Source organism: Methanobrevibacter sp. UBA212, assembly GCF_905233225.1.
GTDB lineage: Archaea > Methanobacteriota > Methanobacteria > Methanobacteriales > Methanobacteriaceae > Methanocatella.
The window spans coordinates 1-26,001 of the sequence record NZ_CAJODJ010000015.1 but is presented as its reverse complement, the minus strand read 5'-3'; the positions used below and the strand labels follow the sequence as shown (position 1 = coordinate 26,001).

The window sequence follows — 26,001 nt, the reverse complement described above, 5'->3', positions numbered from 1 at the left end:
AACCCTTTTGTATACATAATCTATATTTTAATATATATTCGATTTTGCCGAGAGCATTTGAAAACTAATATTAATAGTTGGCAACGGTATTTTTGGGACTGAATTTTTTAAGTTCCTTTTTGTCAATATTTCCATTCAATGCCTGTATGTAAATGTTAATCACTTTGCAGTATTCATCATCTTTATATCGCCCGTCAATTGAAAAATTAGAGTATCCGAGATTTTTAAGGTGACTGATTTCTTCGAGTAGTGAAAGCTCGCTGTCATCAAAGATGATCAGCTCTTCGCCTGAAATGCTTTTATGAATAGGATGTCTGTTGTTTTTGCTGTCAATCAGATAGTTTTCATAATCCTTTTTATTTTCATTTCCATACAAAATGGAATATCTTGTCTTCATAAGCTCAACGGAACCCTGAACCAGCATTTCAATCTTGTCCGGATTTTGACTGGAGGTTATGATGTCCTCATAGTCCTGTTTTCTAAGTTCCGGTGAAATTGTCACCATCTTATAGTTTTCAAGGCTGTTGATGCCGGCATTATTTGCAATATTCATTGAATATGGACCATATTGCGCATTGAAATTGGCGCTCATAATTGGAAGGGAGAAGTTCATCTTGTTCAGTATTCCCCGCACTTTATTCAATGCCCGGATTAGTTTGTCATGGGTGATGTCGGGCCATTTCCAAATCAGCTCATAGTCCTTGCCGTATGAGATTTCCACGGCATTCTTGATGAAGCTTACCATGTAGTTGAGGTTGTAGTTTTCATCCTTAAGAGTCAGGGAATCGTCCTGTGGAGGAATCTCCAGATAAACCCTTCGGACTCCTTCGATATTTTTCAGATGATTCAGATTGTTGGTGTAAAATGAAATGTTTGCTTCTCCTTTTGAGGAGATTCTCTCTTCATCCAATTTGACTCTTTTATTTTTGTGCTTGTATGATTTTATGGTTTCATTTTCCAGTTTTTCCAGCAAATTCCTTCTTAGTTCATTTATCTTGCTTATCGGGATGAACAGTGTCCCGTCATAATTGATGTTAATCTGTGTTATCTCAAACGGGTATTTGTCAAGTTTCATGAGCTGCTTTTTAATGGTGTCTGTGCTGACGCTTTTTTTAAGGGGCTTTTCGAAAGGTGTGTTTCCAATCACCTCTGCAGTTATTTCCCTGCGGTTGGCAAGTGTCAGCCTTCCTTTTAGGATGGGAAGCTTGTTTTTAAGGGAAAATGTCAATATCAGTTTGGATTTGACATAGCTTGAGCCACTGTTTTCAATCTCTTTAACCTTTTTGGCCAATCTGTTTCTTTTTGTCAGATACGCTTCGGATTCATTCAGGTTAAAGTCGGCATCCCTGTTCTGCCATACCTTTTTGACAATCAGAACCTTGTCCTTTCGGGTCAAATCTTTTACCGGCTTGTTTTTGCCTTTCTTGAAATGATTAAATGTTGTTATTAATGGGTCCTGTGATATTTCAAAACCGTAGTCGTTGTCGTTTTTGACAATCAGCAGGCCATCACCCCTTTCGGGAATTGTTGTTATAGAATCGTTTAGCCGTATTGCAAGCTGGTTTTTGCCGCTTTTGATTACTCTGCCTATCTTTAAGCCGACATGGCCTGCCCGTATGCTTCTTTTTGATGTATTTGAAAATTGCCCTTCGCTGAATCCTCGATTGAACACCAAACTTATTTCTTCGGAAGTTGATGTCTTTCCGCTTTTCAGTTTGTTGAGGGCCTTTCTGTAATTGCTTACGACAATCGCAAGGTATTCCTTGGACCTCATCCTTCCTTCAATCTTAATCGAGCGAATGTTTGCCTCCGCAATTTCCCTTAAATGCTCATACAGTGACAAATCGCATGGTGACAGGTAGTAATCCTCCCGTTTGATTCCAGAAATTCTGTATTTCTGACGGCAAGGCTGGGCACATGTTCCTCTGTTTCCGCTTCGACCGCCCTTGAAACTGCTCATCAGGCACTGTCCTGAATATGAATAGCACAAGGCTCCATGAACAAATATTTCAAGTTCCATATTGGTCTTGAGATTTTTGATTTCCTCTTTTCTCATCTCACGCGGAAGCACAACCCTTTTCACTCCTTTGCCTTCAAGATAGTTCAGCTTCAGCTGATTTTCACAGGTCAGCTGTGTTGATGCATGGACCTTGAGGTTAGGTAAATGTTTGTTGATTAATTCAATCAGACCTAAATCCTGCACCAGAACCGCATCGGCACCCATCGAATATAACTTGGACAGGTAATTCATGACGTTTTCAAGTTCGCTTTCCTTGATTATGGTGTTCACGGTGACGTAAACCCTGACGTTATGCATATGTGCAGTGTCTATTGCCTCTTCAATCTCATCAAGTGTGAAGTTGTCTGCGAATTTTCGGGCTCCGTAATTCTTTCCCGAAAGATATACTGCACTGGCTCCTGCATTTATCGCCACTTTCAGGTGGTCTTTTGATCCGACCGGTGCAAGCAATTCTGGAATTCTCATCGTTTGTCCTCGTGCAGTCTTCCTTCAATATAATTTCCCTTGTTGATGTATGATTGTGAGAAATCCATAATCCGGTATTTATATTTGGTTAATTCTTCCTGTGTCTTGTTCTTAAGGCTTTCAGCATAAATTGACAGTATTTGTGAAGTGTACTTTTCATTTGAATATCTGCAATCCAGAATCAGTGAATCAAGGCCCAATTCCTTGATTTCATTCATTTCCTCAATCAGGCACAGGCAGTCCTTGTTGATGATGTGGCTTTGTCTGTTGTAGTCGAAAAATATCTTATATTTGAATTTTTTCCTTTTTTTGTCTTCCAGGGTCGCATAATCCGCATCATTTGATATTATGAAGTCTTTCCCGTCATTTAAGTTGGTGAAGTCGTCCTTGCTCACAATGACTTCAAGGTTTCCGTTGACTATCATCTCCAGGTCAATGTTTCTGTCATGGTTTCTCAATACCAGTTCCCTAATTTCTTCACCTGAAAGCTCTGATGAGAGAATCAGTGATTTGAATCCTGATGCGTTCAGGTTATGCACGCAAAAGCTGTTCCATACATTTAAATTATGGTTTCCATGGATTGAGCAGTCAAATATTTCGTTCATGGCAGGGAAATCTCCCATCACTGAAATGATGATTCCTTCATCCTGAAGCTCCTTGACTATTTCCTGGCATCTGACGGCGTCCTCTTCGGATATGAATGATGATAAAACCCAAACGAATTCTGTAGGTGCTGCCATAAGGCTTCCTCTCTTTAAGGTTTCCTTTATGTTTTTGAAGTAGTCGTCAGGATTGTTGTAGTGGCAGTTTCCGTCAAAGTAAATTCTTTTAAGGTCAAATCCGGAAGCTGCCTTGATTTGTGAAATGTCATCAATGAATATTGACAGTTTTGGAGTTTTCCTTTTGGCTTTGCCCGGATAGCTTTCATACTCCTCAATGAATTCGGTCAGATTCTTTCGAACCGCTTTCACTGATTTTTTGGTTGGAGTGTAGTGGTTCATTAGAAATTCGGTTGCCGTATCCAGTATTTCACGCCTGATCTGGTTGATTTCACGGATTGGTATGAAGATGTCTTTAGGCATGTTGTTGAATCTGATTTCATCAATGTAAAACGGTGTGCCTCCGGTTTTCTTGAGCTGCTTTTCAATGACTTCCTCTGTAACGGGCTTGTTTTTGGCCTTTTCGAACTTGTCCAATGTCTTGTGTCTGAAATTGATGAGCTCTCCGTCAACGCGGTATTCGACTTTTGTGAAGAGATTTAGGTTCTCATCCCATGTCAGGGACAGGTTAATCGCCACATTGTTCTTGATTGTCTCCTTTTCGAACTGTTTCAAGTAATCGTGAGTGGATTTGGAATAGCTGATGAACACTTCGGTTCCGACCTTGACAAGGCGTGTGGTGTCTATGATGATTTCATTTTCATCCTGCTTGATGATGTTTTCAAGATAGATTCCCTTGATTTTGCCGTTGTATTTGAAGGCGATTCCGTCTCCCGGTTCCAGAATGACAGGTATTTCCTTGTTTTTGATCTCGATTGTAACCTTGGTGTCCTCAATGTTTGTGATGTCTCCGATGTAGAGTCCTTCATGGCCGGAATGGCCTCTGCCCATAACGTCTCCCGGCTTGTCTCCCATCATGTATCCGTTTGTGAATTGCCTGTTGAAAACAAGGTGCAGGTCCTTTTTGTAGTCTCCTGGATTTCCATCGATAAGATTCCTGTAGCTGTTTACGATGGTTCCTATATAGTCTCCGGATTTCATTCTGCCTTCCAGCTTAAGGGATTTGACTCCGGCATCCTCAATGGCTTTCAGATTGTTGTATGTTGCAAGGTCGTGTGTTGAGAGGAGATATCCGTTTCCTATATTGTATCCTCTGTATTTCAGGCGGTATTCCCGTCTGCATGGCTGGGCACAGGCTCCACGGTTTCCGCTTCTTCCGCTGTTGTATGATGACATGTAACATTTTCCGCTGACACAATAGCACAGCGCCCCGTGGCCGAACACTTCAATGTCCATGTCAATGTTGTCCTTTTTGAGCTGTTCTGTAGTTTGCTTTATTTGCTCGATTGTGACCTCCCTTGGAAGCACAACCCTTTTTATATTGTTTTTGGCAGCCCATTTGATTGATGAGTAATTGTTCAGGCCCATCTGTGTTGATGCATGAACCTCCAAATCCGGAATGAATGTCTTCAAAAGCCAGATCAGTCCGAAATCCTGCACGATGACAGCATCCACTCCAATCTGATATAGCTTAAAGAGATATTTCAAAACATCGACTATTTCAAAATTGTTGACCAGCGTGTTGACTGTCACGTGGATTTTGCTGCCGTTCATATGAGCATAATTCACAGCCTTTTCAATTTCTTCGAAGCTAAAGTTTTTAGCGTATGCCCTGGCACCATATTTTTGCCCTGCAATGTAAACCGCATCGGCTCCTGCATTGACTGCAATTGTCAACACTTCAGGTGAGCCTGCGGGAGCTAATAATTCTTCCAAAACCATTTTATAATTACACCTTGATTTTTTATACATTCATATCTTTGTAATTAATTATATATTAAATTAAAACATATTCTATCATATGTATATTGTTTTTGAAGGAATTGATGGTGCAGGTAAATCAACCCAAATCCAAATGCTGAAGGACTGGCTTGAAGCCAACGGGTTCAGGGTTGAAACGGTAGTGGAACCGACAGAGTCTGAAGTCGGGGATTTGATTCACAGGATTTTGCAGCGTCCCGATGCACAGACAGACAATGTCCAAAACCTTCTGGCGCTTTTGTTTGCCGCTGACAGGATGATGATAATGGATAAGCTATCGGATGAATCAAAGATTATCATTTCAGACAGGTCATTCATTTCATCTTTGGCCTATCAGGACAATGCAGAATGGGTTGGGGTTCTAAACAAATATGCCAAAAGGCCCGATTTGCTGATTCTGCTTGACCTGGACGTCAAGACATCTGTTGCAAGGACCTCCGGCGAGGATACCTTTGAAAACGAGGCGTTTCTAACCAAGGTCAGGGAAAACTATCTGAATTTCTCCAAGGATTACACCTGTGAGATAATTGATGCCACAAATGGTGTAAACAAGGTGTCTTCAGACATTAAAAAGGCTGTTGCGCCGTATCTCGGAATATGTCCTGACTGCATCCCGTAACTGAAATCAATAAAAAATAAGTTTGGGAAAAACTATTTTTTCCCTTCAAGTTCTTCTAGTCTTTCGCGAATTGCATTTTCCAGAAATTCTCTTGCCTTTACAAGCTCATCGTATTCGCCGATGATTTTAGGGCCGAATTCGGTTTGTTCCAATTTGATGTCGAATTTTTCAAAGGCATGTGCAAGCATCTGTTCGCCGACGCCGTTAGGTATGCCCATTTCGAATTCTTCTTTTTCTTCTACCATTAGTTTTCCTCCATAAATTCTCTGACAGGAGCAAAGAATTCAATTAAGAAGTCTTTAATTCCATTTTTCAAATCCATCGGATGCAGGTTGCCTTCACTGAAGTCTTTAATAAGCTCGTCGTGAGTAAGCTCGATGTCTCCGCCGAACTTTTCAGGCCTTTTGATAAGTAAAGTATCCTGATTTGGGAATACGAATGTTTCTGCAATCTCAATCATAGGGTTTCCTTCAACTTCTCCCTGAGGACAGAAGCTTTTCTTGATTTTTTTGTTGATTGTTTCAACGGAATCGTCCACTGCAATGTAGTTTCCTTTGCTTGAAGACATCTTTGCGTCACCGTCAAGGCCGTGCAATAACGGGGTGTGAATGCAGACCGGAACGTTTTCGCCAATTTTTTCCAGGTTTTCACGTGCAAGCATCTGGATTTTTCTCTGTTCCATTCCTCCAAGGGCAACATCGACTTCCAATGCGGCCATATCCACTGTCTGCATAATCGGATAGATTACGCTGGCCACTTTAGGGTTGTCGTCTGCACGGCTTACCTGGTCCATACTTCTTCTAGCCCTTTTTAGGGTGGTCATGGTGGCTAGCTGATAAACTTTATCTGTGTAATCGGGTTCTAACTGAAAAGAGGATCCCAAAACGAATTCTGTGGTTTCGTCAAGGCCCAGTGCCTGGAAACACTTCTTGTTGTATTCTGCGGTTTCGGCAATTTCTTCAATTGTTCCCTTTCCGTTCAGGAATGCATGGTAATCAGCTAAAAGGATTTTGATTTTGAAACCTAGCTTCTGCAGTTGCTTTAATTTCTGCACGGTTACTGCATGTCCCAAATGGATTTTGCCTGAAGGTTCATAACCGGTATAAGCTATAGGTTGTTCTTTTTCAAGCACTTCTTTTAATTCCTCTGTGTCTATAACTTCCAGAGTTCCTTCTTCAATCAATTGAATTTTTTCATCAATATTCATTTTATCACTTAAATCAATAAATAAACGTTATTGTCAATTCTAATAAGTTTCACTTCTTGGCCAACATTCAATTCATCGTATTCCTCTTTCATGTTCAGGTCCAATGCAGAATAGTCGATTGGATCCAGAATCTGCAGGAACTGTGGAGATTTTGAAATGACTGTTGTAGTTTCAATGTCCTCTGATTTTTTAACGAGGCGGATGTTTTCCATGTTCTTCATTGGAATGTTATGCTTTTTGCTTGTTGAAATGTCAACTCCAACAACGCTGCTTTTGCCGATGCCGGTCACCTGAAGGATTTTACCCTCAAAGCTTATGAAATCATCAATTTCAAATTCAGGAATTCTGAGTGAAATCCAGACCCTGTAAAGTCCCTTTCCGGTGGACTTGTCTTCACTTATAAGCCTTGGGGATTCCTTTATGATTCCTCCAAACTCCTCGCTCAAAGCTTCTGCAACCTTGTGGCCTGATTTGAATGAGCCTATATAGTAGTCATAGCCTTCCTTCAACTTTGCAATTTGAGGACAATATGCCAGCTTGTCGCTTTTTGACTGTTTCAGCAATGTCCTTTCCACAATCTCGTCGGCTTTGGCATACTCTTCGGCTTTTATTTCTCTTGAATCTGCCCTGAACTGGACTACGGTTTCATAATATCCTGACTGTATTTTGCTGCATGTCGGACAAACGGTTTTAAGTATCTTGACTTCACAGTCGTGGGTTTCATCTATCTGTGTTCCTCGCACTTCCCCGACAACTTCAACGTAACAGTCGGCTATTGTTCCCTTGATCTGGTCTATTTCAAGGTTGATTATTTCATTTTCCACTTCATCGGCGATTTCAATGTTTCTCTCAAGTGCACGGTAAATGATTTCCTCTTCTGGAATGAATTCATCACTCCATTTTCCTTCTTCGAGTTTGCTGTTACAGTGACTGCATATCTGAACTTCAATTCTTTTCGGAATGTCGATCATTTGAAATTCTTTTAAAAAACAGTCTATGCAGACATCTCCGACCATTTCTTTATCTGTACTTCCGCACTCTGGACAAAACATTGTATCTTTAAAAAAATAAGTAAAAAAGTAGAATTATAATGTTTTTAAAGGTGCTGTTGCACCGCATGCAGCACATTTAAGCAGGAATATTCTACCTTCTCTGATAATTCTTGTATCCGGTCTGTTGCATTCGTGGCAAATTACATATTTATCCACATAGTCTTCAATTCTTTCATTGATCAGGTAATGGGTGAATTTACCTTGCAGGATTGCTCTTTGACCTTCAATGTTTCCTGCAGTACCTAATTCTCTCATCAAGAATTTCAATAAATGTTGTGGATCTCTGTTCAAGCCTTCTGCAACATCTTTAAAGTTTTTAATGAATGTTCTATTACCTTGGATATCTGAATAAGCTTTAGGGATTTTGAATCTTTTGTGTTCAAATACTTCAGGAGGTAATTGGTCTATTGCTCTTTCTAATAAATCTTCATATTTGTCCATAATTATCTCTCCTTATAAAATTAGTATAAGTATAATATATTAAATATGGTTTTAATCATTTATTAATGTATTGCTAATCGGGTGCGAGGATGAAAAATTCAGGTTGAATTTTTAAAAAAAATAAGGGTAAGAGAAATGAATTCTCTTAAGATACCACAATCTTGGTTGAGGTTCCATTTACAATATGGGTGTGTGAATCTGTTTTGCCACATACGCTGCATTTGTAGGTTGAAACCATTTTATACTTCGCTGAACTTCCTTTGTATTTTAAGGATGTTGGAATGTATTTTGCTTTGAATTTTGTAGTGAACTGTTTATAGAAATATTGGGTTCCTTTAACTTCTTTTTTGAAGTTTCCACCAAGGGTTCCAATGAGTTTCACTACTCCATTTGTGACATTGCAGACGAGTGATTTTCCGTTCCAGGTTATTTTAACTTGTCCGGAAGTAACTTTCTTGCCGGATTTTGTTAATACTTGGATTTGATATTTCACTTTGTCTCCGGATTGGCCTCTTATGTTGTTTACAACAATTTTGGTTGCGTATGTATTTTTAACAACTGCCTTTCCGCTTGCAACTTTGCATTTTTTGATGTTTTTATTGCCGAGGAACTGTGCAGTGTATTTGTATGTTTTGACCTTGGTCAATTTGATCTTTTTGGTTGCAACTCCGTTTTTAACTTTGACTGTGTAGGTTTTTCCGTTGATTTTGAATTTAACTTTTCCTTCGTTAACCTTTTTGCCGTCTTTTGTCTTGCTCAGTACCGCTTTTAGGGTAATCTTATTTCCCTTATATCCGGTAGCTTTTTTTGCAGTCACTTTTGTAGTGGTTTTTACGATTGACAGGACTTTGCTTACAGTTGCTGCAGTCACATTGTCCTTGGTGTCATCGTGGCTGATTTTAAAGACATATTTTCCTACAGGGAGTGCGGTTGTAATTTGTGCTACCCCATTGGAATCGGTTTTATAACTTGCTTCTTTGGCGATTTTGCCGTTTTGTACATATTGGACCTTAAGGGTAGTTGCTATTCCTTTTCCTGTTGTCTTATCTGTTACTGTTACTTTGATTGTTTTTCCGGAATGGTACTCGGTTTTAAGGTCGCTTGCTGTAATGACGCCTTCGGTTGTGGTGTTTTCACCAGTTGAATTTCCTAAAGCATTGTCATTAGTTTGAGTTATAGTTGAATCCTGTGTGGATTCCTTTTCCTTAATAATATTGTCATCGACTGATTCTAAGCTTAAAACGCTTTCATCAGCATTTAATTCTGTAGTTTCTACTTCAGATATTGTATGATTGCTAATGGATTCGTCAGATGCTGAAACAGCACCCATCAAAAGTAGCATTGCAATGAAAACTACAAATATTCCAGATATTTTTAATTTAGTTTTCATTATTTATTCCTCCTTTTTCGGTAATTTTAAACTATATTTTAAAATAATATTTAATCTTATTATCTTTAATCTTATATAAACATTTGTTATTGGCAGTTTTAGGCTTTTTTTAAAACTTAAAAAATCAGATTGCATAATGATTATGAAAATCTGAATATGGATAGGCAGGATATTCACTTGAATTTTAAGATGGTATTTGGAGAGTTTTAAAAAAATAAGGAAAAATAAGGAGTTGAATCCTTATTTTTTGACTTTAACTGTTTTTTTGACGGTTTTGGTAGAGTATTTTGCGCTGTAGGTTACTTTTTTGCCAACCTTGAGCTTTTTCAATACTTTCTTCTTGATGGTGACTTTTACAACACCTTTCTTGTTGGTTTTTCCGGTGTATTTTTTGCCTTTGAATTTGAAGATGACCTTTTTGCCTTTAACGGCCTTGCCGTTGATTTTTAAGGTAGCTTTCAGGACAAGCTTTTTGGCGGATTTCTTGATTTTGACCTTTTTTAAAGTCAATTTAATGACATTCGCCTTTTTGGCAGGTGTAACCGGTTTGGAAGTCACTTTGAATGTTTTTGTCTTGGTGCTGTCAGCAAATATTCCATTTGATTTGTATGTTGCGGTTACAGTATAAGTGCCTGCCTTTAGGCCGGTTAGTGAAAGGCTGCCTTTTCCGTTAACGACATTGACGGTGCGGTTTTGATTTGCAACCTGCACCAGGATGTCTCCGGTGAATGTGGAGTTGGTTGTGATTTCCACATTGGCGATTTTTCCTTCCTCGATGTCTGCAGCGGTTATTGTTAATCCAAGATCAAAGTTTTCTTCGACATCAACGAAGACATTTGCACTGGCAAGCTCTGTTTGTTGAGCATTGTCAAGGTATACGCTTATTGAATGAGGTCCGTCTGAAGTTCCATTTAGCCTGCTGTATTTTATGTAATATGTTCCGGTTGTCACGTTCATCCATTTGCGTAAATCTGACTCGCTTATTTTAGTGGTAGTTCCATCAAATTTAACTAGAATGTCGCAGTCAAGAGGAAGATCTGTGAATGTGATTGCATAATCATTTCCATCTTTGATGATGTCTTTAATTGATGTTCCGTACTCTTTAGGGTCGAATGATTTGAAGGTTACATTGCCTTCAGATTGAGTTGTTCCCTCATTATCGTTGAAATACTTTACAACAACGGCGTATGTTCCATTCAATTCAGTATCAAGGTCTCCAGTGCGTATAACGTAAGCATTATCCTCTCCATAGTAATATAAATTTTCAATATAATCTGAAAATTGTATGATTTTTCCGTCCTTGTCTGTAAGGGTTAAATTAATTGTGCCCTCAATTTTGCGAATGTCCATTTCATCATCATCTAAGCCGATGAAAACAAAAATATCATTAAAAGTGGTGTAAACGGGGTCTTCCTCTATAATTTCGATTACAATGTGGGAGAATAAAGTAACTGTAGCGTTTAAATCAGATCCCTTGTATGAGATTGTCAAATTATGTTCTCCAACTCCAAGATTTCCTAATTCCTTGGCACCTATGACATAATTTCCATCTTCATCTTTTTCGCAGCCACCAACCCTGATTTGGATTGGAGTTTCGTTTCCATCAACATACACCAATACCGTATCATCTGCACTGGCATTTTCATTGATTGTAATCAAACTTTCATTGCCGGTGATTGTTGCAGGAATTGGATTAACATCGATTGTTACATTGCCAACGGTCATTGTTTGAGGTTCATATAAGATTAAAACTTCAGGGTCTTCCTCATCACATGAGTATATCATTTTTCCGTCGTCATCATAGAAGTAATCACGTATTACATATGTTCCTGCCTGCTTTATGTTTAAATCACCAACACGGATAATATAATAGTTGTAATCTTCATCAGAATCTTCGCTTGGTTCTAATTCAGTTATGTCCTTTTCAAATGAAGGGGTGTTGTTCTCATTGAGATAAATCACGATTTTACCGTCTATATCTGCCATAACTTCAAACACAAGCAATTCAGTTTCTTGCCAACCATCGTACATGATGATGTCTAGATTACCATAATCTACGTCAACATCATCTTCATCATCAAATAAGACCTTTCCGTCCTTAAGGGTAATAGTCATTAATATGGAATCTATTTCAGTTTCGTCTTCATCATCTTCAATGAGTTCGAAATTCATGTCATCTCCGGTGGACATAATTTTCTTGTCAATAAAACCATTTAATGAATCTCCATCATACATTTCAGCGATGTAATTGTTTATGTCTGTTAATGAGAAAGAAAAAATATAATAGTGATTTCCTTCTTCATCGTTGAATTCGGTATATCTTCTTCCAGTAGTATTTAAATTTTCATTTAATATTTCAAATTCCCTAGCATCAGTTTCAAGGGTTATTCTGAAAATACAATCCTTTTGGGTGACATTGACATATGCGAAATTTTCATCAGGATTGTTGAGGTCAATTTCACTAATCTGAATTTCACCATCAATTTCACTATCGCTATTCCAATCAATTAATCTCATTGTTGAACTGGTCAAGCTAACGTTACACATTTTTGTATAACTTTCTTCTTCATCATAGTTTCCTCCAACGAGTTTAAAGAATTTAAAGGAGAGTATATCACCATCATTAACTTTGGTTAAATCAAAGTCTTCCATGTAGATAGTGCCCTCAAATCCATAATCTTCATCATACTCCCAATGTTCATCACCATCGTCATCATCTAAACGTGCAATTACCGCATCATCAACATCCAAACGTGTAACCACTTCTTCACCATTTAAGATTTGGAAACTGCCTTTGGTGATTTTGGGCAATGTTATGTCTGCAACATATTCCGTTTCGTCATCAATGTCTATTTTCTCATCATTTATCTCGATGCCATAATAATCGTCATCATCTTCTGCGATGACATCCGCATCATCACTGACCGTCATGTTGTCTGATGCAGCATCATCAGCCGCACTGACGGCACCTATTGCTAAAACTGCCAATAACAGAAACGTTATAAGCATTATCATTTTTATTTTCATAATTAAACAACTCTATGTTTTCACTACAATATTCATAAGAGAATATAATATTATATCTGAATGAACTGATATATAAAATTGAAATCTGCGAACAGTTTAAGTGTTTTTTTAAATTATAAATGATTTTGAAAAAAAAAGATAATTGATTTTTTAATCACAATGTCAACACGACTTGGAAACTAGTATTCCTCGGGGTCATCCTTTTCGCGTCTTTCATATAGGAAACTTAAAATCAGAAGAATGAACGCTATAATCAGAAATATCAGCAATGTATTTGAGCCTTCATCGAGTTTGATGTTTTTGGTTATTTCATAGCTTTTGGCACCATCGCCGTGTCCGCTTCCCTGGGAGCCTAAATCTCCATTGAATCCCTTGCCGTTCATGGACAGTTTTCCGTTGTATGTGCCGTTTCCGCTGCCCAGCGCATTGGAGTCACCGCTTCCAGTACCTATTCCGCCCTTGTTGTTTCCAAAGCCTTTTCCCGGATCGGTATTGTCATCAGGGATTGTTTCTGGAGCTGAAGGCTGTGAATATGAGATTTCAATTGCGGTATTCAGTGTTTTGGAAGTGTACCTTTCATTGCCGTTGAAATCTATTTCAACATCGTAGCTGCCGGTCGGCAGACTGTTGAATTCAACTGTAAGATGTTTTGTATTCTTGTTTACTGTAAATTTCTTTTGCTGGCCTCCTGCACTTACGGTAAGAACAGCATTGCTTTTGGATTTGCCTATGTCTATGGTCAGCTCAAGCTTATTTCCGCCGCTTTTCTGATAAGTGATTTTCGGAGCTTCCTTTTTCACGGTGACCTTTGACTTTAATGTAACGTCATTGTATATGTCATTTCCCTTGAGGGTAAATGTTGCGGTGTAGGTTCCCGGATCTATGTCCTTAAAGAGCACTTCATATTTGCTTTTACTTGCGCCCTTTTTGACGTTGATTGTCTTTTTCTCATTGTCCAGGGTAATTGTGCATGGGCTTTTCAAATCTGACCTGCATGATGAAAAGTCAAGTGTGAAAAGAACATTGAAATCATCTGATATGTATTTTTTGCTGAAAATCCTATTTGCCTTTTTGACTTCGAATTTTGCAGTATCATATGTGTTGTCTGCCAGGTTGATGATTTTCATGGTATATATTCCGGCCTTAGGCAGCTCTTCGTTTTCAAACTCGTAGTTCCAATCCAGATGTTCGTAAACGTTAATCAGCTCATCGCCGGTGTAGACCACTCCGTTTTCATTGCTTATTATGATTCCCACATCCTGTGTGCCTATCGGAGGTTCCTCATCATCATCCAAATCATCCCAGTCGTCGTCGGTTTCCGGTTCATATTCATCCATCTTGACAATGAATTCGGTATCGTCAAAATAGGTATGGTTTTTCACTTTAAGAATATGGACTGTCTTTTCCTTTTCGGTAACTATTAGTGAAGTGTTGAACTGATAGACTCCTTTAGGTTCAATGCCGGAACCGGTTTGCTTGAATTTGAAATTAAGCACGCCATCCTCAAATGATGCGTCAACGTCATATTTGTATGATGCCTTGAACTCAAACCTTATTTTGTGGGTGCCTGTCTGGATGTCCCTTTCATTTGTCTCTGAAATGGAGGACCTTCCAAAGAATGTCTTGATGCTGATTGCTTCCTCAGTAGTGTATGAGTCATAGATTTCAACATCGTCTACAAAAACGGTCAGATTATATGCATAAGGCAAGGTGTCGATTTTAAGATTTATGTCATCTGTATGAACGATTCTTACAACGGCATCTGATTCTATTGGGATGAACTGTGTGCCCTTGTCGATTATGTTCAGTGTTGTATTTGCGATATACTTGTCATTTAAAAAGGATCCGCTTTGCTGTGCATCCGCAAAGTTGAATACTAGGATATTGCTGCTTAGGGTTATTTCTGGATTGAAAAGAACATACTTGTCTGATGATGTGAATTCGAATGAGATGTCATGGGCTCCAACATCAAAGTAATTTCCGCTGTTGTCCTTGGTAGGCGCATAGATGGTATTTTCCCATGAAAGCATAATGTTGTTGTCATAAACCTTTTCACCGTCAATATAGACTTTAAAATCCCCATCTCCCTGTCCTTCAAAGCGCATTGGAATGCTTCTGGTGTAGGTTATGTCAATCGGAGGGGCATTTATATAAATCGGATTTAATTCTGGAAAGTCACAAACGTTTAAAGTGGTATTTATTATTGTGATGTATCTGTTTGGTGTTTTGACAACTTTTGATTTGACGAAATCAATGCGAACCATTGAGTTTGAGGTGCTCGCATCAACGTTATACTCAGCATAGACATTTTCCGATTTCACTATGCAGACAAAATTATATGATCCTATTGCCAGCTTTGAGGTGTCAATCTCCTCATCAAAGGGATTTTCGTCGACTTCAAATGAGGTGAATAAATCATCGTCAAGATAGATGTCAACTTCTGATGAACTCAATCCCTTGAAATAGAATGAAAGAGTATCGGAATATGTCATGTCAAAATCATCGGGGGTTAATGTTTTCACTATTGGTTCTATAGGTGGGATGATGTTGAATTGTGATGTGAACCGGTAGATGGAATCCTGGGGGGTTTTGCTGCTGCGGATAAAGTTAAAGTCGAAATATACTCCTGACTCACTGATATATGCATCGGGACTGTATATTGAAGTGGTATTGGCGAATTTGAATTCATAGACTATGCTATGCTCTCCCAAGCCCAGAGGCACTTCATCATCACCATTCATCACGCTTGCAGGAATATCAACATGGCTATAGGTCACATTGTCAAGTTCATCATTTATTGCAGAGTCCTGTCTGTCAATATAAACATTAAGACTCCAAGCCTCCTCAACATTGACATCAACTGGTATATAACCGTTTTCTTCGACCAGCATAGGGTCTCCATCATCGTCGATGTCTGTATTGTATTCCCTATCTTTGAGCACATGGTCTGCAGTACCATTTGCGTTATTCTGGGCGCTGACAGCACCCATAACCAAAAATAAGATTAAAACAACCAACAGCAATTTTCTCATAATGACTTTATATTTGTCTTTAATTACTATTAAATATAATGTTATGAACGTCACATAATTATGCCATCGGAAATATGTACATGAGGAGCATTTCAAAATTATAATTTGTATATTTTAGAGAACACGTCTGAAGTATCCTGTATTAGGTTCGTAAATGACTCCTTTTTGCTTGAGGTTTCTAACGATTTGTTCGGTTTTATCTTCACTGACACCATATTTTTCGTTCATGTTTGAAAGAAGCACATTCAATGGTGCATCGCCGGCAAACTCTTCTTCCAGGAGTGCGATTTCTTCGGTAACCCTTTGAATCTTGTCCCTGTCGGATTTTGGTGTTCCGTCTCCGATACGGTCAATGTCGATTTCACCGGTTTCAGGATCAACACCAATGTCCTTAAGACAGAACATTGTCAGTTTCACAGCTTTATTTGCATCCTCTGCTTCCACTTTATCCTTGAGTTTGATTTTTGCACTTGCTTCCGCCAGACGAATGGTAGCTTCCAGCTGCCTTGCTGTAATCGGAACGGCGCCCTGCTCTTCGGGATTGCTGTTTCTTGTATTTACATAAAATTCCCTCAGGATGGCATTGGCTTCATCGGTCAGGCGTGGATTGACATTCTTACGGGCATATGCAATATATTTTCTAAGCAGTTCAGGTTCAATTTCGTAGTTGACTGTATTTTCCTTATGTATTTCCAGAATGTGCTTTGCCAGGTCTGAATCCTTTTCCCTGCTTGGCTTGTCTTCAATTACAAATATCAAATCGAAACGGGAAATGATTGGTGCAGGCAAATCAATCTGTTCTGCAAGGACTTTAAATCTGTCGAATCTACCGAATTTAGGGTTTGCAGCTGCAAGAACGGAACATCGTGAGTTCAATGTTGCCATGATTCCAGCTTTTGCGATACTTACGGTCTGCTGTTCCAGTGCTTCGTGAAGCGCTGAGCGGTCTTCGGACCTCATCTTGTCCAGTTCGTCAACACAAACGTTACCCTGGTCCCCAAGTACCAGTGCACCTGCTTCAAGAGACCATCCTCCAAGTTCGTCTCTGACTGCGGCTGCAGTTAAACCGGCACCACTTGTACCTTTACCGCTTGTATAGATACTTCTTGGCGCGAGTCTTGAAACGTATTTCAATATCTGGGATTTACCAATACCTGGGTCCCCGACAATGAGAATATGGATGTCTCCTCTTAGTTTGGTTTCGTCTTCGAGTTGTTTGGCAGCTCCACCAAAGAGCTGCAGGGCAATGGCTTCCTTGACTTCCCTGTATCCTCTGATTGATGGTGCTGTGGATTTGATAATCTTGTCGTAAATGTGAGGATCCTCTGACAGTTCAATGATTTTTTCCTCATCCTCTTCGGAAAGGTGCAGCTCCTCAAATTCCTGCTCTAAGGGTTCAATATGATTGACGTAAATGTAATTTTTGAACTTGCCGCTTCTTTCTTCCCTGAATGTTTTCAATGTGCCTGTGATTCTCACCTTGTCTCCGGGATTTAAATCATCGACCAAATCGTCTTCCAAAATCATCAGCATTTGCTTAGGTTCGGTTCCTCCGGATAGATTCTCCAGCGGCTCCTGCATTCTTGCTGTTTGGGTGTCAATGTATTTTGATTCCTCCTGGAGCAGTCTGAATGATCTTCCGCCACATTCGCTACATAATGAAGGTTCAATAATATGATTTCCAGATGTCTGTTCGACCTCGTGCAGTCTCATGCATCCTCTACACTCAAAAACACCGGTTTCAATACGAGGTCTTATCTCATCTGTTTTTCTCACAATACCGTCAGCAGCCACAAATGTTCCAATGTATTTGCTTAAAAGGTCCTTTAACTGGATGATGTTGCTCAGGTTTTCAAAACGAATGTTGATGTCTGCGTCTTTCACCAGTGGGTCAATATTTTTAATGGCCATTTGTGCCGCTTGAATAACCTCTTCAGGCTTTTCAATCAGCAAATCAGCTAATTCAGGATCAAACATTTCCAATGACTGATAGTTTACGGTCAGTGATCTGTCATCAGGATATTTTTCAAGTATTTTAAATACGTCATCCTTATATGATGTTGCAAAAAATTCTTCAAATTTTGCAGTTGATGTTTGTGTTTTGGTAGTAGAGTTCATTGTCATAATATTATTTTTTTATACTTAAAAAACATTGCCTAAGAGCATTTGATAAGTAACATTAATATAGTAAAATCAATATATTACTAACTAATCTACTTATTATTGAGGTTAATATGAGAAAATCTAGATTAAGCTTATTCAAATCCACTTCAATGCTGATTTCTGTTGTTGGAGTCATTATGATTATCGCAACAATTATTGTTGTGGCATATGTAGGTTATAGTACTGTTTCCAATGGGATTACAAATGAGATATCATCTGGAACTCAATATGATGAACTTGCAGAGTTAAGATCTTCATATAACAATCTGTCTGCAAAATTCGATAATATCAAGGCAACTTATTATGCTAAGGGTGCTGATGATGTCAAGGTTTACAATGATGCAAAAATAGAGCTGTCACGGGCAGATTCGGCTATTCAGAATGTCCAAAGTGCTTTGGATGCCGGCAAGCCATCAAATGAAGTTGACAGTAGGATTGATTTTGCTAAAGAAAAACTTAAAACAGCTGCTGATGCCTACAAGGAACTTTAATTATTTTCTTTTTCTCTTTTTTTTATTAGGCATATATTCAAGCCCGACCACATACATTTCAGAACTTTTTTTACGTGATGATGCTGGTTTTGTGGTTCTGACATGTCTGAATTTGCCTTTAAGTGAATCCAGCATTTCCTTATATTCGGGACCCTGGAATACCTTCATGACAAGATTGCCTTTCGGTTCAAGGATATTTTCAGCTATTCCGATAACTGCATATGTCAGGTCGATGGATCGGAGCTGGTCGATGTTTTTGATGCCTGAAAGTGAAGGTGATGCGTCTGACATCACTACCTTGGCCTTTCCTCCGATTATTTTCATGATCTTTTCCTGGACTTCGGGTGTTGTGAAATCCCCTCTGATTCCATAGTAGTTCTCTTCATGGAACTTCTTGAACCTGTTAAGGTCAACCCCAACGACGATTCCCTCTTCGCCTACCTTTTCAAGGGCGACCTGTGACCAACCGCCGGGTGCCGCACCGAGGTCCACTACAGTATTTCCCTGTTTGATGAGTTTATATTTTTTATCAAGCTGTTTGAGCTTATATGATGCTCTTGAACGATAATCCTCTTTTTTAGCTTTTTTATAATATGGGTCATTATGTTTTTCCATTTGCCATTTGCTTCCCATTTCAATCCCTCTTGTACTGGTCAAAATCAAGTGCGCTGCATACCGGTGAGCCGATCTTTACGATTTCCACATCAACTGCCCTGTTGTCGACTTCAAGAAGCATCACGGTTCTGTCCGCTAGTCTTGGAACAATGGGACTTCCGGGATTTAAAAGCAAAATCCCTTCCTTCTGCTCTATTTTGGGCTGATGGGAATGTCCTGAAACAAGGATGTCGACATTCAGTTCCTTGGCCAGATACAGTAATTGGTCGCTGTCCGCTCTTGGATAGACTTCTCCATGTATGACTCCGATTTTAAGGCCTTCAACTTCAACAATCTTTGCCTTCGGCAGGTCAATTCCATGGGCCCTGTCCATATTTCCCTGAACCGCCATGACCGGAGCAATCTCTTCCAGCTCATCTATGACTTTCGGTGAAGTCAGGTCTCCTGCATGCAGAATCAGTTCCACATCGCTGAATGCTTCAATCACATTTTGAGGCAATATTCTTGCCCTGTCCGGTATATGGGTGTCTGATATTAAACCAATCAACATTTTTTTTCATTCCTTAATTATTAATATAATCTTTTGTTAATTATGCCTATTAAAATTAATTAAAAAAACTTTATTAATTGTTAAAAACATATATTTAAACATCGTTCTTTTAGGAGAAGATAAAATGGGAGAAGTTAAAAAGGAAGATATTTTAGAAATTTTGGCTGGTTATGACAAAAGTGAAATCACAATAGCTACTCTCGGAAGTCACACTTCTTTACATATTTTGCAAGGTGCAAAAGAAGAAGGGTTTAGAACCGCTATCGTTTGTGAAAAAGGAAGAGAAGTTCCATATCAAAGATTTGGCGTTGCAGATGAATACATCATTGTTGATGAATTCAAAGACATTGTCAACGAGGATGTTCAACAAAAACTCAGAGATATGAATGCTATCGTTGTTCCTCATGGATCTTTTGTTGCATATGCCGGTCTTGATAACGTGGAAGATAAGTTCAATGTCCCGATGTTTGGAAACAGGGACGTGCTCAGATGGGAAGCTGAAAGGGACAAGGAAAGAGCATTGCTTGTTGAAGGTGGTGTAAGAATACCTTTCAAATACAACAGCCCTTCAGAAATTGACCGTCCGGTAATGGTCAAATTCCCAGGCGCAAGAGGTGGAAGAGGTTACTTTGTAGCATCATCTACCGAAGAATTCGACGCAAAAATTGAAGCTATGAAAGCTCGTGGATGGTTAGAGGACAGTGATGTAGAGGCAGCTCACATTGAAGAATATGTTTCAGGCTGTAACTATTGTATCCACTATTTCTACTCAGCTCTTGATGATACGGTTGAATTGATGGGTATGGATACAAGATACGAATCAAGCATTGACGGTTTTGTCAGAATGCCAGCAAAAGATCAACTGGATATTGATTTAAGCCCATCTTATGTTGTAACTGGTAACCACCCAGCTGTAATTCGTGAATCCTTGCTTCCACAAGTGTTTGACATTGCTGATAAATTAACTGAAAGTGCTAAAAAATTAGTTGCTCCTGGATTGAACGGACCGTTCTGTATGCAAACATTAGTGAACGATAATCTGGAAGTAATCTGTTTTGAAATCAGTGCAAGAACCGACGGTGGTACAAACACATTCATGGACGGTTCTCCTTACTCATACCTTACCTACGGTAAACCAATGAGTATGGGAAGAAGAATTGCTCTTGAAATCAAAAACGGTATAGAAAGAGATGAATTAGAAAAAATAATAACATAAATTGTTATTATTTTTTGTTTTTATTTTTCTTTTTGTTTTTATTTTTACCAATTTTGGCTTGTTGTTCTAATGCTTTTTCACGACTTCTTTTTGTCCATGCACCAACAAAACCGACGAATGCACCAATAATAAATATCATTGCCGCTAAAGCAATCATTCCATTTTGAGTTAGGAAAAATCCGTCGAATTGGCCCATGTATCCCTGGAATGTCAAGACAATGATAGGTGTTGATGCAAGCGCACCGCTTAATGTTCCTTCTTTCCAATTGTTCTGACCGTATCCTGCATATAAAAGTCCGATAGATGCAAATGGATAAAGCCAATCATTAATCTGCCATCCGAATAATATGAATGCTCCGGCTATTGCCGCTCCAAACACTAAAGCCTTGAAATTAAAATCTGTAAATTTGTTCATTTCATATCTCCAAACTAGTTGTCTTTAGGAGCTAATGCTCCTCCGATTGCTCCTGTAATTCCCATTACAATTGCATAATAAATTAAACTTTCAATCACAGCAAGCAGGCTTGTAATTCCGGAAATGGTAAATCCGGTCAATCCTCCAAAGAGGCCTGCAAAACTTCCTCCAAATGTTGCAACCAAAATAAATAATAGTGCACTGATGATTGTACCTAATGATCCTGCAAGTGCAGCATTCCAAAGGCCGCCTAATGCTCCGGAATGAGCAAGATATCCTGTAATGAATCCTATAATCAATAATCCTATAAATTCATAGGGTGCAAAAAATAATTTTACAACAATTGTCAGTATAAATCCAATAAGCACTGCACCGGTATTAGCCATAATATCACCGTTTAATATAATTATCTAATCTCATTGTTATAAATTTTTATATTTTCTCGGAATGTCAACGAATGTATGAATTATGTTACAGTATTATATAGTCGTAGGTACAATAATTATATATCAGATTATAATATTTCAAGAGGTGAAAATAATGTTTAAAGACAAGCTATTTTTAGTTTCAATGCTTGTGCTGCTGATGCTCACTATAGGTTTTGCTTCTGCTTCACAGGCTTCTGACTTGTATGATGCATCCGATAACACTTCGGACAGTTCACTGGAGGTGGAAAACAGTGAAGATTTGTCCGCTTCAGATGACGGGACAGGTTTAACACAGGCAAGTGATGACGGGCCATTGACTTCCACAGTCAAGCCGTCCGGCAAGACATTTGCCAATATCCAAACTGCAGTAAACAACGCAAATGCAGGGGATGTGATAGAGCTTGACGGCACATACACAAGTTCAGGCAAGACAATTGCCGTTAAAAAATCATTGACCTTCAACGGCGTAAACGGTGCCACACTTGATGCCAAAAAGCTTTCAGGAATATTTCACATTACCAAGAAGGTCACAGTAAACTTCAACAACATAACATTCATAAATGCAAAAGATGGTGCAATATTCGCCGATTCAGAGGGATATGTTGAGAGGGTTCCAGTCAAAGTGAACATCGATGGATGTAGCTTCAAAGACAATTACCGGGACTGGAGTGGGGCTGCCATTTATGCGTTCACTTCAGGATTGTGCAAGGTTACAAACTCCAACTTTACAAACAACTATGTTAAAGAACCTGGAAAAAATATAAAACATCCCAGTTCTGATGCAGGAGCGATTTATGCATATAATCTTGAGACAGTAAACTGCAGTTTCATCAATAACCATGCCCAAAGCTGTGGGGGAGCAATATCATTTGAAGAAAGTGCAAAAATTACGGATTGCTTCTTTAAGGGAAATTACGCCAACGCCGGTGGGGCGATTTATGGAACCAAGCTCAACCTTGTAAACACAATCTTTGAGTCCAATTACGTTAAACTCATCCGTGATTCCTTTGATTATTGTGGAGGTGCAGTATATGCAGGTACTGTCAATGCCATTGGTTGTACATTCACAAGCAACTCAGCCGGATACAATGGAGGTAAAGGAGGAGCAATTTACGCATATAATGTTGATGTCACAAACTGTTCATTTGACAAAAACACTGCCAACCTTGTGGGAGCTATATTTGCTGACAATGACGTGGGCGAAGATGACTACGTGCCTGGATTGCTTAAGATAACCCAATGCAAGTTCACCTCCAACGAGGAGGCAGCAGTCAAATCCCCAAAAATCATTCTCGACAATTCAAAAACATTCAAAAACAAGGCGCTTGACAACAATATGAATGCGATCGTCCTTCTCAAGGTGACTTCAAAAAAGCTGGTTACAACATACTACTCCGGAAAGACCATAAAAATCAAGGTCGTCACACCATCTGGTAAGCCTGCTGTGAGGATTCTACTTCTTGCAGTTGCAAAATCATCCAAGAAAACATATTCCATTCCAATCAAGACCAACTCCAAAGGGATAGCTACAATAAAGGCATCCAAACTGAATGCAGGCAAATACAAGATAACAGTTTATGAGGCATTCTGCATTCCTGGCGCTGATCCTGGTGATGAAAGGTACGTCAAGGTTCCAGGTGTCCTCACAACAACTACTCTTAAGGTCAAAAAGACAAAAGCCATCGTGAAGGCTCCTAAAGTCAAGTTCAAATACAAAAAATCCAAATATTTCAAGGTCTCCCTCAAACACAAAAGCACCAAAAAGCCAATGAGTGGTATCAAGCTTAAATTGAAGATATACACAGGCAAGAAATACAAGACCTACACTGTCAAAACCAATAAGAAGGGTGTGGCCAAGTTCAATACTAAAAGACTTAGCTATGGTAAACATAATGTAAAGGTAATGTCTGGCAATAAGAATGTTATTCTTTCCAAGAAAAGCATAATAAGAATCAGATGATTCCCTTTACCTTCTTTTTTTTATTATAATTCTTTTAATTCACTCCTGTTTTGTTCAACTTCGAGTTTAATTTAATTTTTGAACCTCTCCCAATTTTGTAGGGGGGGTTAATTGTTCACAATAAAGTTAAATTATCGCTAAAATGCATAGTTTTAATGTTTTAACAAATTTTATTAACAATGTTAAAAATAATATTATTAATAAAAATTTAAGTTTGATATTATGGGCATTAAAATAAAAACTTCTTTAAATGAGTATTTATCAAAATTGTGGACAGATTTTGATGAATCAACTTTAATTTCTCCCAACAAGATTGGAGAAAAGCAGAACGGATTAATTGATAAATCTGAATATGAATTTGAAAAGAAAAATTTGGTTGAATTTGTAAAATCCAATTCAATTTCAATCAACGATCTTTTTTTGGCAGCTTTGTCTTTAACGCTTAATAAGTTTAATTTTTCAAATGAAACTTTGATTTTTAACCAGAAGAATGTTCCTTTTGCCACTAAATTTGAAAACAGGGAAATCTCTATTAAAGAATTCTTACAAAAGATTCATGAAAATTATAATCTGACTTTAGGATTCGACGAAGATGTAGATGAAGGGGACCTTCTTTTGAAGCCGGAATTCTATTACAGTTTCAATGATAATTTAAAGTCAGATTTGGAATATTCAAATTATTTGAGCATTGTTGAAAATGATAAAACCGTTTCATTGTCTTTATTTTACAATAATGAATTATACACAAAAGATTTCATTGATTTATTCCTGTCAAGCCTTGAGAAAATCATCAATGAAATAATTGATTCTGATTTGGATAAAACAAATATTTCTGACATTGCCCTTGTGTGTGAAAATGAAGATATTGCTTTTAGTGAAGTTGAAATGCCCTTGATTCACAAACGATTTGAAAAACAGGCAAATGAAAAACCTGATGAAATCGCTCTCGTTGCTAGTGATGCCACATTGACCTATCGTGAATTGGACCAAAAGGCAAATGTCATAGCCAATTCTTTAATTGACATGGGAGTTAAGCCAAAAAGTAATGTTTTGATTATGCTTTCAAGGGACAGTAATTTGGTTGCTTCTATTTTAGGTATCCTTAAGGCGGGTTGTGCTTTCATTCCGATTGATTCTGAATATCCTCAGGGCAGGATAAATTATATCTTTGAAAATAGTCAGGCTGATTATATCATTTCCAATGAATCAGGAGAAAACTTCCTGGACATTGATGAGCTGGTTAGTGGAGGTAATGCCAAAAATCCTAATGTTGATGTTGGAGCGGATGATTTGGCTTATATGATTTATACTTCAGGTTCTACCGGTAATCCTAAGGGTGTAATGATCAGTCATAAAAACATTACTAATTTATTTGCCAAAAGTGACGATAATATCATCTATAATGCATATTCAAAAATGAAGAAGGCATTGGCAATAACTACAGTGTCCTTTGATACATTCCTGCTTGATTTTATGAGTTTGACGTTTGGTTTGGAATTGGTTCTTGCGGATGATAGTGAAGTTAAAAATATTGGGGAGCTGACTAAATTAATCCGCAGGCAAAAGCCGGATGCTCTTACATTTACAACTCCATCAAGAATAAGGCAATACCTTGAATATGACAAGTTTGCAGAAGAATTGTCCACATTTTCATATATTGCAGTCGGCGGTGAAATATTGCCGCAGGATGTTGTATCCAAAATTTTGGATAATGCAGATACTGACATATTCAACATTTACGGACCGACAGAAACCACAGTAACATGTAACTCAATAAACATTACCAGTCCGGACAATATTACTGTAGGAAAAGCATTGCACAACTACGTTACTGATGTTCGCGATATAGACGGTAAACTGCTGCCTAAAGGTGTAATGGGTGAGTTATACATTGGCGGTGTTGGTGTAAGTAGAGGATACTATAATCTAGATGATAAAACCAAAGAGGTATTCGTTACCATCAATGATATTCCTTATTATAAGAGTGGAGATTATGCAATTGAGCTTCCAAACGGTGAAATCGACATCAAGGGAAGAATCGATAACCAAATCAAATTAAGAGGTTTAAGAATTGAGATTGGTGAAATTGAAGCAAATATCGCTAAATTCCCGCATATCAGACAAAACGTTGTTGTAATCAAGGAAATCAACAACAACGAACACCTGTGTGCCTATTTGACAGCTGAAGATGAAATCGATATTAATCTCTTGAGAAGATATCTTAAAAATAAGCTTACAAAATACATGATTCCAACGGTTTTCATGCAAATAGATGAGATGCCGCAAACTCCAAACGGAAAAACAGACTTGAAAAAGTTACCTGAACCTCAACTCAAATTGTCATTGACACTTCCTGAAACTGATACTGAA

The 26,001-nt window shown here is 38.4% G+C and carries 19 protein-coding genes; 5 read left to right on the top strand and 14 right to left on the bottom strand.

The genetic code is table 11. The features are described from left to right. Positions 1 to 70: 70 nt before the first annotated feature. Positions 71 to 2,485: a U32 family peptidase gene (locus QZ138_RS05155; protein ID WP_292887031.1), complete on the bottom strand. Its 2,415-nt coding sequence runs from the start codon at positions 2,483 to 2,485 to the stop codon at positions 71 to 73. Beyond that, on the bottom strand, positions 2,482 to 4,986 hold the full coding sequence (locus QZ138_RS05150; RefSeq protein WP_292887029.1) for a U32 family peptidase: 2,505 nt from the start codon (positions 4,984 to 4,986) through the stop codon (positions 2,482 to 2,484). Before QZ138_RS05150 ends, QZ138_RS05155 begins: the two co-directional genes overlap by 4 nt. 79 nt (positions 4,987 to 5,065) lie before the next feature. Between QZ138_RS05150 and tmk the strand changes: the two genes are divergently transcribed. Then, a complete protein-coding gene (tmk, locus tag QZ138_RS05145; protein WP_292887027.1) occupies positions 5,066 to 5,644 on the top strand; it encodes a dTMP kinase in 579 nt (192 codons plus the stop codon). A gap of 32 nt (positions 5,645 to 5,676) precedes the next feature. Here tmk and QZ138_RS05140 read toward each other — a convergent pair whose 3' ends face one another. The 8 genes from QZ138_RS05140 to mcm all read right to left on the bottom strand — a co-directional run bounded on the left by QZ138_RS05140 (position 5,677) and on the right by mcm (position 17,911). Then, on the bottom strand, positions 5,677 to 5,889 hold the full coding sequence (locus QZ138_RS05140) for a hypothetical protein (RefSeq protein WP_292603684.1): 213 nt from the start codon (positions 5,887 to 5,889) through the stop codon (positions 5,677 to 5,679). Then, the gene (locus QZ138_RS05135; RefSeq protein ID WP_292603682.1) at positions 5,889 to 6,851 is read right to left on the bottom strand and encodes a tyrosine--tRNA ligase; all 963 of its coding nucleotides are present in this window, start codon (positions 6,849 to 6,851) and stop codon (positions 5,889 to 5,891) included. Before QZ138_RS05135 ends, QZ138_RS05140 begins: the two co-directional genes overlap by 1 nt. Positions 6,852 to 6,859: 8 nt before the next feature. Next, positions 6,860 to 7,903 carry a 60S ribosomal export protein NMD3 gene (locus QZ138_RS05130; protein ID WP_292887024.1) on the bottom strand — a complete coding sequence of 348 codons (1,044 nt, stop codon included), beginning with the start codon at positions 7,901 to 7,903 and terminating at the stop codon, positions 6,860 to 6,862. A gap of 33 nt (positions 7,904 to 7,936) precedes the next feature. After that, complete coding sequence (locus QZ138_RS05125) at positions 7,937 to 8,344, bottom strand: translation initiation factor IF-2 subunit beta (protein ID WP_292606299.1); 408 nt, start codon at positions 8,342 to 8,344, stop codon at positions 7,937 to 7,939. Positions 8,345 to 8,489: 145 nt separating this feature from the next. Beyond that, complete coding sequence (locus QZ138_RS05120) at positions 8,490 to 9,734, bottom strand: Ig-like domain repeat protein (RefSeq protein ID WP_292887022.1); 1,245 nt, start codon at positions 9,732 to 9,734, stop codon at positions 8,490 to 8,492. A 240-nt stretch (positions 9,735 to 9,974) separates the two neighbouring features. Beyond that, entirely contained in the window at positions 9,975 to 12,761 is a 2,787-nt protein-coding gene (locus QZ138_RS05115) for an Ig-like domain-containing protein (RefSeq protein ID WP_292887019.1), read from the bottom strand. A gap of 179 nt (positions 12,762 to 12,940) precedes the next feature. Then, positions 12,941 to 15,793 carry a hypothetical protein gene (locus QZ138_RS05110; RefSeq protein ID WP_292887017.1) on the bottom strand — a complete coding sequence of 951 codons (2,853 nt, stop codon included), beginning with the start codon at positions 15,791 to 15,793 and terminating at the stop codon, positions 12,941 to 12,943. A 114-nt stretch (positions 15,794 to 15,907) separates the two neighbouring features. Then, positions 15,908 to 17,911, bottom strand: coding sequence for a minichromosome maintenance protein MCM (gene mcm / locus QZ138_RS05105; protein WP_292887101.1), 2,004 nt, complete (start codon positions 17,909 to 17,911; stop codon positions 15,908 to 15,910). Between the two features lie 116 nt (positions 17,912 to 18,027). On the opposite strand from mcm, the gene QZ138_RS05100 reads away from it, so the two are divergent. Further along, entirely contained in the window at positions 18,028 to 18,447 is a 420-nt protein-coding gene (locus tag QZ138_RS05100; RefSeq protein WP_292601332.1) for a hypothetical protein, read from the top strand. Here the strand turns inward: QZ138_RS05100 and QZ138_RS05095 are convergent, their stop codons facing one another. Then, positions 18,448 to 19,080 (bottom strand): RlmE family RNA methyltransferase, encoded by a 633-nt coding sequence (locus tag QZ138_RS05095; protein WP_292601330.1) that lies wholly within the window; start codon positions 19,078 to 19,080, stop codon positions 18,448 to 18,450. It abuts the gene before it with no gap. 1 nt (position 19,081) lies between these two features. Next, positions 19,082 to 19,612, bottom strand: coding sequence for a metallophosphoesterase (locus tag QZ138_RS05090; RefSeq protein ID WP_292601328.1), 531 nt, complete (start codon positions 19,610 to 19,612; stop codon positions 19,082 to 19,084). Positions 19,613 to 19,736: 124 nt separating this feature from the next. Between QZ138_RS05090 and QZ138_RS05085 the strand changes: the two genes are divergently transcribed. Next, positions 19,737 to 20,828 carry a formate--phosphoribosylaminoimidazolecarboxamide ligase gene (locus QZ138_RS05085; protein WP_292887014.1) on the top strand — a complete coding sequence of 364 codons (1,092 nt, stop codon included), beginning with the start codon at positions 19,737 to 19,739 and terminating at the stop codon, positions 20,826 to 20,828. Between the two features lie 7 nt (positions 20,829 to 20,835). On the opposite strand, the gene QZ138_RS05080 is transcribed toward QZ138_RS05085, so the two are convergent. Together QZ138_RS05080 and QZ138_RS05075 are read right to left on the bottom strand one after the other, a co-directional pair. Then, positions 20,836 to 21,243 carry a hypothetical protein gene (locus tag QZ138_RS05080; protein ID WP_292887011.1) on the bottom strand — a complete coding sequence of 136 codons (408 nt, stop codon included), beginning with the start codon at positions 21,241 to 21,243 and terminating at the stop codon, positions 20,836 to 20,838. A gap of 14 nt (positions 21,244 to 21,257) precedes the next feature. Further along, the gene (locus QZ138_RS05075; RefSeq protein WP_292887008.1) at positions 21,258 to 21,629 is read right to left on the bottom strand and encodes a DUF5518 domain-containing protein; all 372 of its coding nucleotides are present in this window, start codon (positions 21,627 to 21,629) and stop codon (positions 21,258 to 21,260) included. Between the two features lie 154 nt (positions 21,630 to 21,783). Here QZ138_RS05075 and QZ138_RS05070 point away from each other — a divergent pair, with 154 nt between their 5' ends. Both QZ138_RS05070 and QZ138_RS05065 read left to right on the top strand, forming a co-directional pair. Then, a complete protein-coding gene (locus tag QZ138_RS05070) occupies positions 21,784 to 23,631 on the top strand; it encodes a hypothetical protein (RefSeq protein WP_292887005.1) in 1,848 nt (615 codons plus the stop codon). Between the two features lie 222 nt (positions 23,632 to 23,853). Further along, a partial coding sequence (locus tag QZ138_RS05065; protein WP_292887002.1) for an amino acid adenylation domain-containing protein occupies positions 23,854 to 26,001 on the top strand: 2,148 nt, incomplete at its 3' end.